General features: G+C 71.3%; 11 protein-coding genes and 1 pseudogene. 7 read left to right on the forward strand and 5 right to left on the reverse strand.

The features are described from left to right. Positions 1-33 precede the first annotated feature (33 nt). The 3 genes from NCG93_RS00185 (at position 34) to NCG93_RS00195 (ending at position 2220) form a co-directional block, all read left to right on the forward strand. Positions 34-303, forward strand: a complete 270-nt coding sequence (locus tag NCG93_RS00185; RefSeq protein WP_194411994.1) for a WXG100 family type VII secretion target — start codon at positions 34-36, stop codon at positions 301-303. 329 nt (positions 304-632) lie between these two features. Next, positions 633-1700, forward strand: coding sequence for a WXG100 family type VII secretion target (locus NCG93_RS00190; RefSeq protein WP_194411993.1), 1068 nt, complete (start codon positions 633-635; stop codon positions 1698-1700). 49 nt (positions 1701-1749) lie between these two features. Next, on the forward strand, positions 1750-2220 hold the full coding sequence (locus NCG93_RS00195) for a hypothetical protein (RefSeq protein WP_194411992.1): 471 nt from the start codon (positions 1750-1752) through the stop codon (positions 2218-2220). Between the two features lie 112 nt (positions 2221-2332). On the opposite strand, the gene NCG93_RS00200 is transcribed toward NCG93_RS00195, so the two are convergent. From NCG93_RS00200 to NCG93_RS00210, 3 genes are all read right to left on the reverse strand, one after another. After that, positions 2333-2758, reverse strand: coding sequence for a recombinase family protein (locus NCG93_RS00200; RefSeq protein WP_194413669.1), 426 nt, complete (start codon positions 2756-2758; stop codon positions 2333-2335). 188 nt (positions 2759-2946) lie between these two features. Then, positions 2947-4806 carry a cation:proton antiporter gene (locus NCG93_RS00205; protein WP_194411991.1) on the reverse strand — a complete coding sequence of 620 codons (1860 nt, stop codon included), beginning with the start codon at positions 4804-4806 and terminating at the stop codon, positions 2947-2949. A 486-nt stretch (positions 4807-5292) separates the two neighbouring features. After that, positions 5293-6315, reverse strand: a complete 1023-nt coding sequence (locus NCG93_RS00210) for a malate dehydrogenase (RefSeq protein ID WP_194411990.1) — start codon at positions 6313-6315, stop codon at positions 5293-5295. 91 nt (positions 6316-6406) lie between these two features. Here NCG93_RS00210 and ypfJ point away from each other — a divergent pair, with 91 nt between their 5' ends. The 3 genes and pseudogenes from ypfJ to NCG93_RS00225 all read left to right on the forward strand — a co-directional run bounded on the left by ypfJ (position 6407) and on the right by NCG93_RS00225 (position 10862). Further along, a complete protein-coding gene (gene ypfJ / locus NCG93_RS00215; RefSeq protein WP_194411989.1) occupies positions 6407-7276 on the forward strand; it encodes a KPN_02809 family neutral zinc metallopeptidase in 870 nt (289 codons plus the stop codon). Further along, positions 7273-8238 (forward strand): annotated as a pseudogene (gene pip, locus NCG93_RS00220) (prolyl aminopeptidase); the annotation flags it as partial. The gene ypfJ and the pseudogene pip, both read left to right, overlap by 4 nt. 1052 nt (positions 8239-9290) lie before the next feature. Further along, complete coding sequence (locus tag NCG93_RS00225) at positions 9291-10862, forward strand: DEAD/DEAH box helicase (RefSeq protein ID WP_194411988.1); 1572 nt, start codon at positions 9291-9293, stop codon at positions 10860-10862. Between the two features lie 536 nt (positions 10863-11398). Here NCG93_RS00225 and NCG93_RS00230 read toward each other — a convergent pair. Continuing rightward, a complete protein-coding gene (locus NCG93_RS00230) occupies positions 11399-11980 on the reverse strand; it encodes a TetR/AcrR family transcriptional regulator (RefSeq protein ID WP_194411987.1) in 582 nt (193 codons plus the stop codon). Between the two features lie 102 nt (positions 11981-12082). Between NCG93_RS00230 and NCG93_RS00235 the strand changes: the two genes are divergently transcribed. Further along, complete coding sequence (locus tag NCG93_RS00235; protein ID WP_194411986.1) at positions 12083-13324, forward strand: FAD-dependent monooxygenase; 1242 nt, start codon at positions 12083-12085, stop codon at positions 13322-13324. Between the two features lie 80 nt (positions 13325-13404). Here the strand turns inward: NCG93_RS00235 and NCG93_RS00240 are convergent. Next, positions 13405-13601: hypothetical protein (locus tag NCG93_RS00240; RefSeq protein WP_252787388.1), on the reverse strand; the 197-nt coding region annotated here is incomplete at its 5' end.

The following is a 13601-nucleotide window of genomic DNA, read 5'->3' on the forward strand; positions in this document are numbered from 1 at the left end:
CCGATAGCCGGGCACTCAACGAAGGAGAACACCATGGCCGTTTGGGGTCTTGACGTCCAGCAGGTCCGCGAGCTCTCGCAGCAGCTCAACAGCAAGGCGAGCGAGATCCAGTCGATCCTCTCGCAGCTGACCTCCAAGCTCGGCTCGACGCAGTGGACCGGCCCGGACGCCGATCAGTTCCGCAACGACTGGTCGGGCGAGCACACCGCTTCGCTGAAGAAGGTCATCGCCGCTCTGCAGGACGCCGGCCAGAAGGCTTCGGCGAACGCGTCGGCTCAGGAGAGCACCTCCCAGTCGCTCTGACCCTCCTGCTGCGGGGGCGGTCCTCCAGGACCGTCCCCGTCGTCGCAGCCAGCCTCTGATGTTGGCGTCACTGGTCCCTGAGCTGTTTGCGTCACTGGTCCCTGAGCTGTTTGCGTCACGGGGCGCCTGGGCTGTTTGCGTCACGGGGCGCCTGGGCTGTTGGCGTCACTGGTCCTTGACCTGTTTGCGTCACTGGTCCTTGAGCTGTTTGCGTCACTGGTCCTTGAGCTGTTTGCGTCACTGGTCCCTGGGCTGTTTGCGTCACTGGTCCCTGAGCTGTTTGCGTCACTGGTCCCTGAGCTTGTCGAAGGGCCGCCGGAAGGTTCGACATGGGTGTGTACGGGGCGGACGTCACGCAACTGCGTGGCGCGGCATCCGAGTTCGAGCGCGCCGCGCAGTCGCTCGAGTCGATCACGACGCTGCTCGGCGGGGAGCTCGCGCGGGCGCCGTGGCAGGGATCGGATGCCGTCACGTTCCGGTCGCAGTGGGACACCGATCACTCCCGGCGGCTGACGGATGCCGCATCCCGTCTCCGCGACGCCGCACGCGCGCTGCGCACGAACGCGGACGATCAGGAGACCACCAGCTCGGTGAACGGCGGCGCAGGCGGCCTGGGGGGCCCCGGTGGGCCTGGCGGCCTTCCGTTCCCACCCGGCGGGAAGGGGGGAACGCCGCCCGCCGGCGGCGACGACCCCGCGACCGACGAGGACTCGCCGAACTTCGCCGGCTGGGAGAACGGCGTCAGTGAGACGGGCGAGGGCGACGCGACGTGGCGCTGGGGACTCAACGCCCGTGGCGAGGCCGAGGCCGACGTGCTGGGGGGCACCGCGAAGGCCGAGGGCGAGGTCGGCGCCGGTGTGAAGGCCCACGCGTCCAGCGACTACAGCTTCGGCGAGTCCGAGGATTCGCAGCGCAATGACGCGAACGACCGCAGCAAGCATCTCGGCGATGACGTCACGCAGAACAACGTCGGCATCGGCGTAGGCGGGGAGGCCTACGTCAAAGCCGGCGCGTATGCGGAGGGATCGGCCGAGTGGGGCAACGACCTGGGGCACGTGGGCGTCGATGGTGAGGCGCTGGCCGGCGCCCGTGCCGACATCGGCGGCGGCCTCACGCTGGGGCCCGACGGGGCACAGGCCGGCGTGAGTGCGGGGGCGTTCGCCGGTGCGGAGGCCAAGGGGTCCGTCGAGGCCGAGGCGCTCGGGGTCGGCGGCCAACTCGAAGCGGGCGTGCGGGCCGGCATCGGGGCGGACGCCGCCGTCAACGCGGAGTTCTCGACCGACAAGGTCGACCTCGAACTCGAACTCGGTCTCGCGCTCGGTGTGGGATTCTCGATCAAGCCGTCCATCTCCTTCAGCCCGAAGGACATGGCGGACGGCATCATGAGCTTGTTCTAGCGGTTCGCCACCCCGACCGCGACTGACCCTGATTTCCGGAGAGGACCTCATGTCCCAGGCATCCTTCCCCAGCGACGCCTTCCCCGCCTTCCCGGCGGTCACGCTCGACGCGCCGGACGGCTGGGAGCCGCGGGCGTTCGCGGGCACCGTGCTCGCGCTGATCGACGACCGCGGACCCGACGCCTTCTCGCCGAACGTCGTGGTCGGGGTGACGCGGACCATCGCCGGGCACACGCTCGACGAGGCGTCGGCGGCGGTCGAGGAGTACGTGAGCCGGCTGCCCGAGGTGGCACCTGTCGACTCGGCGCGCGTGGACCTCGGAGACCGCGCGTGGGCGGTGTCGGAGTTCGCGTACACGACGGATACCGTCGGCACCGTGGTGCAGGTCGTCGCGGTCACCGTCGTCGACCACGGCCCGGTGACCGATGTGGTGCGGGTGACGGGCACGGCCACGCCGGCCGACTACGAGACCTCACTGCCCGCCATCCGGCAGATCGTCGCCGCCGCCCGCGTCGGCTGAGCGCGCCGCAGGGGTCAGCGCCCGCGTGGGCTGCGGCCCCGCGCGCAGTCGGGGAACGTCGGCTGGGCGCCCGCGTCGGCTGAGCGCCCTGCGCGCGTGCGCCCGCGCGGACTCAGCGCCCGGCGTCGTAGAGGTGGCGTCCGCCGTGGCTGACGACCTTCACGACGACGCCGCGGCGATGCAGCTCGGCGACGGTGCGGGTCTCTTCGTCGATGTCGCGCCCGAGGGCGTGCACGTTCGCCACGACGAGCACGTCGCCGCGCTTCAGGGTGCCGAACAGGCGCACGAGGCGCTCCTCCCACGACTCCAGCGTCTCGGGGGCCGGATGCCGGAAGCCGTCGATCGGCACGCCGAAGCGCGTCAGATCGTTCCGCTGCTCGACCACCGAGGGCATGTCGTCGCGAGAGATCACGAGCCCGACCAGGCGCGAGCCGGCAGGCTGCGCCTGCCACCAGTCGCGGTTCTGCTGCAGCTCCGTGAAGCACTTCGGGCATTCCGCCGCCGGGTGCGGCAGCTGCAGCGGCGACGTCTCTGCCATCACCGAACCCGGCGCGCCGGTGTTCGAGGCGGCGGTGTCCGCGTGGGCACTGCTCGTGTGTGCAGCGTGCGTGTGTGCGGCGTGCGCAGGCGCGGCATCCGGCGTCTTCGTCGTCTCGCTCATGTGAGGCCCCCTCGCTCGGCACTCATTGTCTCACCCGGCGCCGACGTGCGCCGCCGGCAACCGCGTCAGTCCTCGTCGTCCAGCCGCAGCTCGAGGCTGAGCTGATCGGCGTCGAGCTCGGCGAGCGCATGCCGCAGGGCCGGCGTGCTGTACCCGCCGCCCGACGACAGCTCGTTCAGACGCCCGCGCATCGCGTCGATCATCGCCAGCCGCAGCTCGAGCAGGTCGCGCGTCGGGAGCTCGTCGGGGGGATCGACCATGCGACTGCCGACGACGGCGACGAGTTCGTCCGGGAACGCGGAGCCGTCGCGCCGGCGCAGCGCCGGACCGGTCAGGGCGGCGACCGCGGCATCACGCAGGTCGCCGTCGAGCGCCGACTGCTCTGCCCGGTCGAGACTGTCGTCGCCGGGCCGCTCGAGCCGCAGCAGCCGGACGACCCACGGCAGAGTGAACCCCTGCAGCATCAGGCTGCCAGCGGCGACGGCGAAGGCGATGAAGACGAGCAGCGCCCGGTCGCTCGTGTCGTCCCGGGGCAGCGTCTGCGCGGCGGCGAGCGTCACCACGCCCCGCATGCCGGCCCACACGATGATCACGCCATGCTTCCAGCCGAGCGGTGACGCCTGGTAGTAGTCGAGATCGTTGAGCGCCCGTGACACCCGCGCCCGCATCGCCGAGATGCGCCGCTGCCCGCGAGGGGTGTCGAGGTCCACGAGGTCGCTGCCGACGCCCTGGCGCTTGCGCCGGCGACCGCGCGGCGCGCGGCGCCCGGCGTGACCGTCGTCGGCGGCGCTCGCGGTGGCGATGGCGTCTGTCGGCCCTGTCGGGACGGCGGTGGAGCCCGGGCCGGCCTCGCCCGTCGCGATCTGGTCGATACGCTCCGACATCGCCTCGAGACGGCTGCGCTGACGGCCGCGGGCGCGCCGGCTCTGCAGCCAGACGAGAAGCGACACGTACGCCGCCCGCACCGCCAGCAGGATTCCCAGCGCCCCCGCGGCCACGGCGAGGCCGGTGCCGAGGCCGTTGTGGTTCTCGATGTTCTGCGTGACGATGTCGTTCAGCTCGAGCCCCATCACCAGGAAGACCGCGCCCTCGAGCATGAGTTCGATCGTCCGCCAGTTGTGCTCGTCCGACCGGCGCTGCTCGGGGGAGAACCACCGTGCCGCGCCCTGGCCTGTCACGATGCCGGCGACGACGGCCGCGACGAGCCCCGAGCCGCCGAGCTCCTCGGTCGGGATGTACGCGATGAAGGGCACCACGAACCCGACCGCCGTGTTGGCGGCGGAGTTCTTGATGAGCGCCCGCAGGCGCAGGTTGAGGATGCCGACGACGGCGCCGACCACGACCGCCACGAGGACGCCCCATGCGAAGGCCGGGATGAATCCCACTCCGACATCGGCATCGCCCGTGACCGACGTGGCGACGGCGACCGAGGCGATCATCGTGCGCAGCAGCACGAGCGCCGTCGCGTCGTTGAGCAGGCTCTCGCCCTCGAGCATCGTCACGACGCGGCGCGAGACACCCAGGCGCTTCACGATGGAGGTGGCGACGGCATCCGTGGGACTGAGGATCGCGCCGAGGGCGACGGCGATGGCCGGATGGATGCCGGGGATCACGGCGACGAAGAACAGCCCGAGCACGATCGAGCTGAGGATGACGAGCAGGAACGACAACCCGGCGATGGGCCCGAAGTCGCGGCGGAACTCGATCGCCGGCAGCGCGACGGCGGCCGAGTACAGCAGCGGGGGGAGGACGCCCACGAGGATCCATTCGGGGCTGATTTCGCCGATCTCGACGAACGGCAGGAGGCTCACCGCACCCCCGATGAGCAGCAGGATCAGCGGTCCCGCGATGCCGACCTTCGGTGCGACCGCCGCCGCGAGTGCGATCACGACGACCGCGACGATGACGACGATCAGCAGTTCCACGTCTCAGAGCCTATTGCGCGGCCCTTTCGCCGGTCGGCGGCCGCCTCGAGCGCGTTTCGTCCCGTCCCTCGCTCAACGACCGTTCGCCCAGTCACTGAGCGAGCGCCCCGTGTCCCCGGTCGCCGAGCGAGCGCCAGCGAGACGAAGCGCGCCCCGTGTCCCCGGTCGCTGAGCGAGCGCCAGCGAGACGAAGCGCGCCCCGTGTCCCCGGTCGCCAAGCGTGCGCCCCACGCCCCCGGTCGCTGAGCGAGCGCCAGCGAGACGAAGCGCGGCCCCGCCGGTTTCCCGGTCGCCAAGCGTTCGCCCCGTGTCCCCGGTCGCCAAGCGTTCGCCCCGTGTCCCCGGTCGCTGAGCGCGCGCCCCGTGTCCCCGGTCGCCAAGCGTTCGCCCCGTGTCCCCGATCGCTGAGCGAGCGCCAGCGAGACGAAGCGCTCCCCGTGTCCCCGGTCGCTGAGCGAGCGCCAGGGAGACGAAGCGCGGCGAGCCTCAGAGCGCGCCCAGCTCGCGCACCGCGTCGCGCTCGGCGACGAGTTCCTCGACGGATGCCGCCAGCCGGCGTTGTGCGCGATCGTCCAGGTCGAGTCCCTCGATGACGCGGTAGCCGTGGCCGTCGCCGCGCGAGGACACCGGGAAGGAGCACACCAGCCCTTCGGGAACGCCGTACTCGCCGCGCGACACGACGGCGGCGGACGTCACGCCCCGACCGGAGCCGAGCTGCTCGTCGCGCACGTGATCGATCGCCGCGTTCGCCGCCGACGCCACCGACGACGACCCGCGCACCTCGATGATCTCGGCGCCGCGCTTCGCGACCCGGGGGATGAAGACGTCGTCGAGCCACGCTGTCGCCGCGTCGCGGCCGCCCAGGCGGTCGGCCAGCGCCTCGAGCACCGGCATCCCGTCTGCGAGGATCGCGTGCGAGACGTCGGGGAACTGCGTCGCGGAGTGATTCCCCCACACGATGACGTCGGCGATGGCGCCGGGCCCGACCTGCAGCACCTCGGCGAGCTGGCCGACGGCGCGGTTGTGGTCGAGGCGCGTGAGGGCGCTGAAGCGGTCGGCGGGCACGTCGGGAGCAGCGGATGCCGCGGCGATGAGGGCGTTCGTATTGGCCGGGTTGCCGACCACGGTGACGCGGACGTCTTCGTCGGCGACGGCCCCGATCGCCTTGCCCTGGGGGCCGAAGATGCCGGCGTTCGCGGCGAGCAGGTCGCCGCGCTCCATGCCGGCCGTGCGCGGCCGCGCGCCGACGAGGAGCGCGACGCGCGCGCCGTTGAAGGCCGTCAGGGCGTCGTCGGTGACGTCGACGTCGACCAGCAACGGGAAGGCGCAGTCCTGCAGCTCGAGTGCGGCGCCCTCGGCCGCGCGCATGCCCTGCGGGATCTCCAGCAGCCGCAGCCGAACCGGACGGTCGGGGCCCAGCATGTCGCCGGCGGCGATGCGGAACATCAGCGCATAGCCGATCTGGCCGCCGCCGCCGGTGATGGTCACAGTCGTCGGTTCGCTCGCCATGTCACGAGCCTAAGCCCGCGGCATTGTAGCAATCCCGTCGATTCGGTGGCGTTCCTGTGTGCGATCAGGCGATGGCGGTACCGTGACAGGCATGACGTTCAATGAGAACGCCAACGTCGGGGGGAACACGGCGCGGCGTCGAGGGCGGGGCGTGGCGGTGGCAGGCGGCGGTATCGCCGGCATCGGCGCGATCGCCGTGCTCCTGTTCCAGTTGTTCACCGGACAGGATCTGTCGAGCATCATCCCCACCACGCCGCAGACCGGGACGGGCGAGGAGTCCGAGATCGCGCAGTGCGAGACGGGCGCCGATGCGAACCGCAACGACGACTGCCGGCTCGCTGCCGGCAGCGTGGTGCTCGACGAGTTCTGGACGTCGCAGATGCAGGGATACCGCGCGCCTCAGCTCGTGATCGTCGACGGGCAGACTCCGACGGCGTGCGGCACGGCATCCAATCAGACGGGCCCGTTCTACTGCCCGCCCGAAGAGACCGTCTACATCGACCCGACATTCTTCGGTCTGCTGCGCCAGCAGTTCGATGCGTCGGCGGGCGACCTCGCTCAGCTCTACGTGCTCGCGCACGAGTACGGCCACCACGTGCAGAACCTCGCCGGCATCATGGACCAGCACCCGAACAACGGCACCGGCCCCGAGAGCAACGGCGTGCGCACCGAGCTGCAGGCCGACTGCTTCGCCGGCGCATGGGTGCGCGACATGACCGACCAGGTCGACGAGAACGGCGTGCCGTATCTGCAGGAGCCCACGCCGCAGCAGATCGCCGATGCGATCAACGCGGCCGGCGCCGTCGGCGACGACCACATCCAGGAGGAATCGGGGGGCTTCGTGAATCCCGAATCCTGGACGCACGGCTCGAGCGAACAGCGGCAGGGCTGGTTCGATGCGGGGTATCAGGGCGGCGTGTCCGCCTGCGACACGTTCGGCGTTCCGGGGGGAAGCCTATGAACGAGCACCTGGACGACATCCTCTACCCGCCTCTCGCGCCATACGACACCGGCATGCTCATCGCCGGCGAGGGTCACCGCATCGCGTATGAGCAGAGCGGCAACCCCGAGGGTAAGCCGGTCGTGTTCCTGCACGGCGGCCCCGGTGCCGGCACGTCGCCGTGGCACCGCCGCTTCTTCGACCCGGAGCGATATCGCATCATCCTGCTCGACCAGCGCGGCTGCGGCCGCTCGACACCGCACGCGAGCGACCCGCACGCCGACCTCCGCCACAACACCACGTGGCACCTCGTCGCCGACATCGAGCTGCTGCGCAAGAATCTCGGCATCGACCGCTGGCAGGTGTTCGGCGGATCGTGGGGCAGCGCCCTGGCTCTCGCCTACGCCGAAGCGCACCCCCAGGTGGTCACCGAGATCGTGCTGCGCGGCGTGTTCACCCTGCGCCGCCACGAGCTGGAGTGGTTCTACGAGGGCGGTGCGGCATCCATCGTCCCGGATCTGTGGGAAGAGTTCATCGCGCCCATCCCGATCCTCGAGCGCTCGCAGCTCATGCAGGCGTACCACCGGCGTCTCGCCGACCCCGACCCCGCCGTGCACGTGCCGGCGGCCGTCGCGTGGTCGCGCTGGGAGGCGAAGAATCTGACGCTGCTGCCCGACGACGAGCTGGTCGAGGCGATGTCCGAGCCGCACGTCGCCGTGGCGTTCGCCCGCATCGAGAACCACTACTTCCTGCACGGCGGCTGGTTCACGCCGGATCAGCTGATCGCGGGGGTCGACCGCATCCGTCACATCCCCGCCGTCATCGTGCAGGGACGGTACGACGTGTGCACGCCCGCCATGACGGCCTGGGACCTGCACCGCGCGTGGCCGGAGGCCGACTTCACGATGATTCCGGATGCCGCGCACGCGGCGTCCGAGCCGGGCATCGCCGCCGCGCTCCGCGCCGCCACGGATCGCTTCGCCGCCGCGAGCGCCCAGGGCGACGCCGTTGTCTCTGACGAGTCCAGCCCGAGCGTCGGGGACGAGGACGCCGCGGCGGACGTGGACTCGCACCCTGGCGAAAGCGCCGAGGACGCCGTGGCGGACGTGGATTCCCACCCGGGCGAAAGCGCCGACAACGCCGTCGTGCCGGAGGGCGAGTCGGACGAGGCATCCGCGTCGCACGAGGACGGCGAGTCGGACGAGGCGTCCGGGTCGGACGAGGGGGTACGTGAGGACGAGGCGTCCGCGTCGCACGAGGGGGTACGTGAGGACGAGGCGTCCGTGTCGCACGAGGGGGTACGTGAGGACGAGGCATCTGCGTCGGCCGAGGGGGTACGTGAGGACGAGGCATCCGCGTCGCTCGAGGGGGTACGTGAGGACGAGGCGTCCGGGTCGCTCGAGCATCCGGATGAAGCCGAGGCGCCTGCGGTGTCCGAGCCTGACGGTGGGGAAGCCTCGCAGAGCGAGTCCTCGGAGGAAATGTCCGAGCCCAAGCCGGATGACGCGGGCCCTGACGTCAGCGGTCCCCGCCGCGCATACCGCTCGCCGCGCCGCGCCCGTCATCCCTGAGGCGGGACGAAAGTCCCAGATCCCGGTCGTTGAGCGAGGGAGCGCCAGCGACCGAGACGAAACGCGCTGAGCCGCTCGTGTGCGCCGGGTCCGGGGCATTGCGTCTCGCTCGTTCCTCGCTCGCTCAACGACCGGGCGAGGGCGTGCGGCGCCCTCTCGTTGGTTCCTCCGTCCACTCGACGATCGAGCTCGGTGAACGCGCCAGATCCCGGTCGTTGAGCGAGGGCGCGCCAGCGACCGAGACGAAACCCGCTGAGCCGCTGCGGAGAACGCTCAGGCGGCGCCTGCTAAGGTGGATCATCTTGCAGCGCTTCCCTGCGCTTCTTGCGTCGTAGAACGCTTCCCCTCCCGCCGCCGCCCGGTTCAGCCGCGCGATGCCGGTGATGACTTTCGTACGGCGACCCGTGGGCGAAATACGCCCCGGCCACCGACAGGGCACCGTTGTGCCCGGAGAAATCCCACTCATGACCGAAACCACTTTCGGCGCGCTCGGCGTGCCGCAGCCCCTCGTCGACGCGCTCGCCGCGGACGGCAAGACCACCGCGTTCCCGATCCAGGTCGACACGCTCCCCGACACGCTCGCCGGGCGCGACGTGCTCGGCCGCGGCAAGACCGGCTCGGGCAAGACCCTCGCCTTCTCGATCCCGATGGCCGCGCGCCTCGGCGGCAAGCTCGCCGGCGGCAACCGCCGCAAGGGTCGCCCCCTCGGGCTCGTGCTCGCGCCGACCCGCGAGCTCGCCACGCAGATCGACGCGGTCCTCGCGCCGCTCGCCAAGGCGTACGGACTCACCACCACCACGATCTTCGGCGGCGTGAACCAGAGCCGTCAGGTGAACGCCCTCAACGCCGGCGTCGACATCGTCGTGGCGTGCCCCGGCCGTCTCGAAGACCTGATGAAGCAGGGCTACGTGCACCTCGACGCCGTCGAGATCACCGTCATCGACGAGGCCGACCACATGGCCGACCTCGGCTTCCTGCCGGGCGTCACGCGCATCCTGAACGCGACGCCGGCCGGTGGCCAGCGCCTGCTGTTCAGCGCGACCCTCGACAACGGGGTCGACAAGCTCGTGAACCGCTTCCTGCAGAACGAGGTGCTGCACTCCGTCGACGAGGCGCATTCGCCGGTCGCCGCGATGACACACCACGTCTTCACGCTCGCCGACGCCGACGCCAAGAAGGACGTCGTCAAGGCGCTCGCATCGGGCACCGGCCGGCGCATCCTGTTCATGCGCACCAAGCACCAGGCCAAGAAGCTCGCGAAGCTCCTCACAAGCCAGGGCATTCCGGCCGTCGACCTGCACGGCAACCTGTCGCAGGCGGCGCGCGACCGCAACCTCGCGGCGTTCTCGTCGGGCTCCGTCCGCGTGCTGGTGGCGACGGATGTCGCGGCCCGCGGTGTGCACGTCGACGACGTCGAGCTCGTCATCCACGTCGACCCGCCGACCGAGCACAAGGCGTACCTGCACCGTTCGGGCCGCACGGCCCGCGCGGGTGCGGAAGGCGCCGTCGTCACCCTGGTTCTGCCGGAGCAGAAGCGCGACGTCTCGCAGCTGCTGCGCAAGGCCGCCATCTCAGTCGAGCCTGTCGCCGTGACGGATGCCTCGCCCGCGGTCACCGCGCTCGTCGGCCAGGTCGCCGCGTACGTCAAGCCGATGCCGGTCATCGAGACGCCGCGCGGCACCAGCCAGGGCGCGAACGCGCAGCGCAAGCGCGCCGCGCGCGACGGTCGTCAGGGCGCAGAGGGCTCGGGTCGCTCCGGCTCCGGTGCCGGCGGTGGCCGCCGTGGCTCCGGTCAGGGCGGATCGGGTCAGAGCACGAGCCGTGGCCAGGGCGCCGGGCGCGGTCGCGATGCCGCCGCGGCGCAGGACCGCGGTGCGCACCAGCGCAGCGACCAGAGCGCCGGTCACACCCGGTCGGCACAGCCGGCCGGCAACCCCCGCACGCAGGGTCGTCGCGCGTCGTCGACCGGCACCGGCAAGCTGATGGTCGGCTCGGTCGTCCGCCCGAACGGCACCAACCGCCGCAGCGGCCGCTGACCCCGGCATCCCCTTCCGAAACGCCCCGACGCCTTGAGCGTCGGGGCGTTTCGCATCCCACTGCTCGACGGGCGAGCTCTTCGCCCGCCGCGGCCCTCCGGTGCCGACCTTCCGCGCCGTTGCGCACCGTTGCCCCTTGCCCACCGCGCCCACCGCGCCCACCGCGCCCACCGCGCCCGCCGCGGGTTCTGGCGAGTCGCCATCATCTGAGTCCGCCGTGTGCGTTTCTTGGCGATTCGCACGCTCCCTCGGACCGACCTTTCGCGGCTGGATCCTGCGCTCCCGCCGCTGGCTCGCCATAAACCCCGGTCGTCCTGCGCGGTTGTTGGCGAGTCGCCCTAATCCCCGGTCGTCGTGCGCGGTTGTTGGCGAGTCGCCCTAATCCCCGGTCGTCGTGCGCGGTTGTTGGCGAGTCGCCATAATCCCCGGTCGTCGTGCGCGGTTGTTGGCGAGTCGCCATAATCCCCGGTCGTCGCGCGCGGTTCTTGGCGAGTCGCCAGAAAGAGCGCGGGACAGCGGGCGGGATGGATGCCGCGTCAGGCGGCCGGAGCGCCGTCGGCCGCGATGGCGGCGACGGCGCGGGCGAGCTCATCGCCGGTCGGCAGCGAGTCGGGGCTGATGATCCACAGCAGGCCGAGACTCTGCACGAGCACGAACTCGAGCTTGGCGATCGCATCGAGGTCGGCCGCGTCGAGGTCGGGGCGCGCGGTGCGCAGCACCTCGACGATGCCGAGGTGCGCCTGCTCCGTGGCATCCGCCAGCGCCTGACTCGCCCCGCGATCCCGCGAGACCCGGACGGAGTTCTCCAGGCTGGCGAACAGGGCCTCCCGGTTGGCCGCGAAGATCTCGGGCATGCGGTCGAACAGGGTGGCGAATCCCTCGATGAGGGGGAGTGACGCCGTCTCGTCGACGACGGCCTCCATTGCATCGCCGATGCCGCTGCCCAGGGATTCGGTGAGCGCGGCGCTGACGAGCTCGTCCTTCGAGCCGAAGTGATAGCCGATCGCGGCGAGGCTCACACCCGCGGCCGAGGCGATGTCACGGGCGGTCGCCTTGGCGACCCCTCGTTCCAGGATCACCTGTCGTGCACCGGCCAGCAGGTCTTCGCGATTGCCCATGCGCCCATCGTACTCAAGCGTCTAAGACAGGCGTACTAGACAAACGTGCAAGATCCTGTTAGACATATGTCTCATACAAACGTCTAACGAACGGATCCCCTCATGAACGACTTCGACCGCACGCCGCACGTCCTTGTCTCGGGTGGAGGCATCGCCGGCCTCGCCCTCGCCCTGCAGCTCGTGCGCTCGGGCATCCGCACCACGGTGCTCGAGCGCGCCGAAGCACCGCGTCCCGGCGGGCAGGCCGTCGACCTGCGCGGCGCGAGCCGTGAAGTGGCCGAGCGAATGGGCATCCTGCCGGGCATCGACAGGTTGCGCGTGCACGAGGAGGGGATGGCCTACGTCGACGGCGAAGGCAAAGTCTTCGGCCGCATGTCGATGGCCGACTTCGACGGTGAGGGAGCGGTGGCCGAGATCGAGATCGCCCGCGGCGATCTGGCCCAGGTGCTGCTCGACGCGCTGCGCGAGGCGGACGAGGTCATGCCCGGGCGGCTGGACCTGCGGTACGGCGACCGGCTGACCGCTCTCACCCAGGATGCGACCGGCGTGGACGTCCAGTTCGAGCACGCCGGTCCGGCCCGCTTCGACGTCGTGGTGGGCGCGGACGGCGTGCATTCCGCGACCCGGCGCCTCGCGTTCGGGCCGGAGGAGCAGTTCGCCACCTACCTCGGCGGCTACGCGGCGTTCTTCACGATGCCGACACCGGCTGATCTCGAAGAAGGCTGGTTCGCCCTGCGGTTCGTGCCCGGGGCGACGTTCGGCATCCGCCCTGACCGCGACCCGTCGACGTCCAAGGCGATCCTCACCCTGCGCATGGACCGCGACGCGGGGCTGCGCGGCGACCGCGTGGCTCAGGAGGGGCTCATCCGCGAGCGCCTCGCCGGCGCCGGATGGCACGCCCCGACCGTGCTGGCGGCGCTGGGCGAGGCATCCGATCTGTACTTCGACGAGCTCGTGCGGATCGACGTGCCGGACGTCGCGGACGGCCGGGTGGTGCTGCTCGGCGACGCTGCATCGTGCGGTTCGCCGATGACCGGGCAGGGCACGGCCACCGCCCTGATCGGTGCCTACCTGCTCGCCGCCCGCCTGGCCGAGACTCCGGCAGACCCCGCGACGGCGCTGCGTCGCTACTCCGCCGACATCGCGCCGTTCGCGGCAGAGGGCAAGGAGATCCCCGGAGGCGGCATCAAGCGCATGGTGCCGGCGACGCGGTTCGCGGCGATGATGTCGCGCGCGCTGACCGGGCTGATGTTCTCGCGCGCGATGCGGCCCCTGGTACGGCGGATGTTCGCCGGCGGCACCTCGCTGTCGCTGCCCGAAGTGGCGCCGCTGACGGTGGTCTGACGCGCCGACGAGACGAGGGTCGGGTTGCCGCGATGCGCGCTTCGTCTCGCTGGCGCTCGCTCAGCGACCGGGGCGAGGTCTCAGTGCGAGGAGCGTGCCAGCGACCGGGTCGCGAGTCCCGGTCCCTGAGCGAGGAGCACCAGCGACGAGACGAGGGCGGCCGCCGTGATGCGCGCTTCGTCTCGCTGGCGCTCGCTCAGCGACCGGGTGTGGGTCTCTGTGCGAGGAGCGTGCCCGCGACTGTGCCGGCGGTCCCGGTCCCTGAGCGAGGAGCGCC

The organism is Microbacterium yannicii, assembly GCF_024055635.1.
Lineage (GTDB): Bacteria > Actinomycetota > Actinomycetes > Actinomycetales > Microbacteriaceae > Microbacterium > Microbacterium yannicii.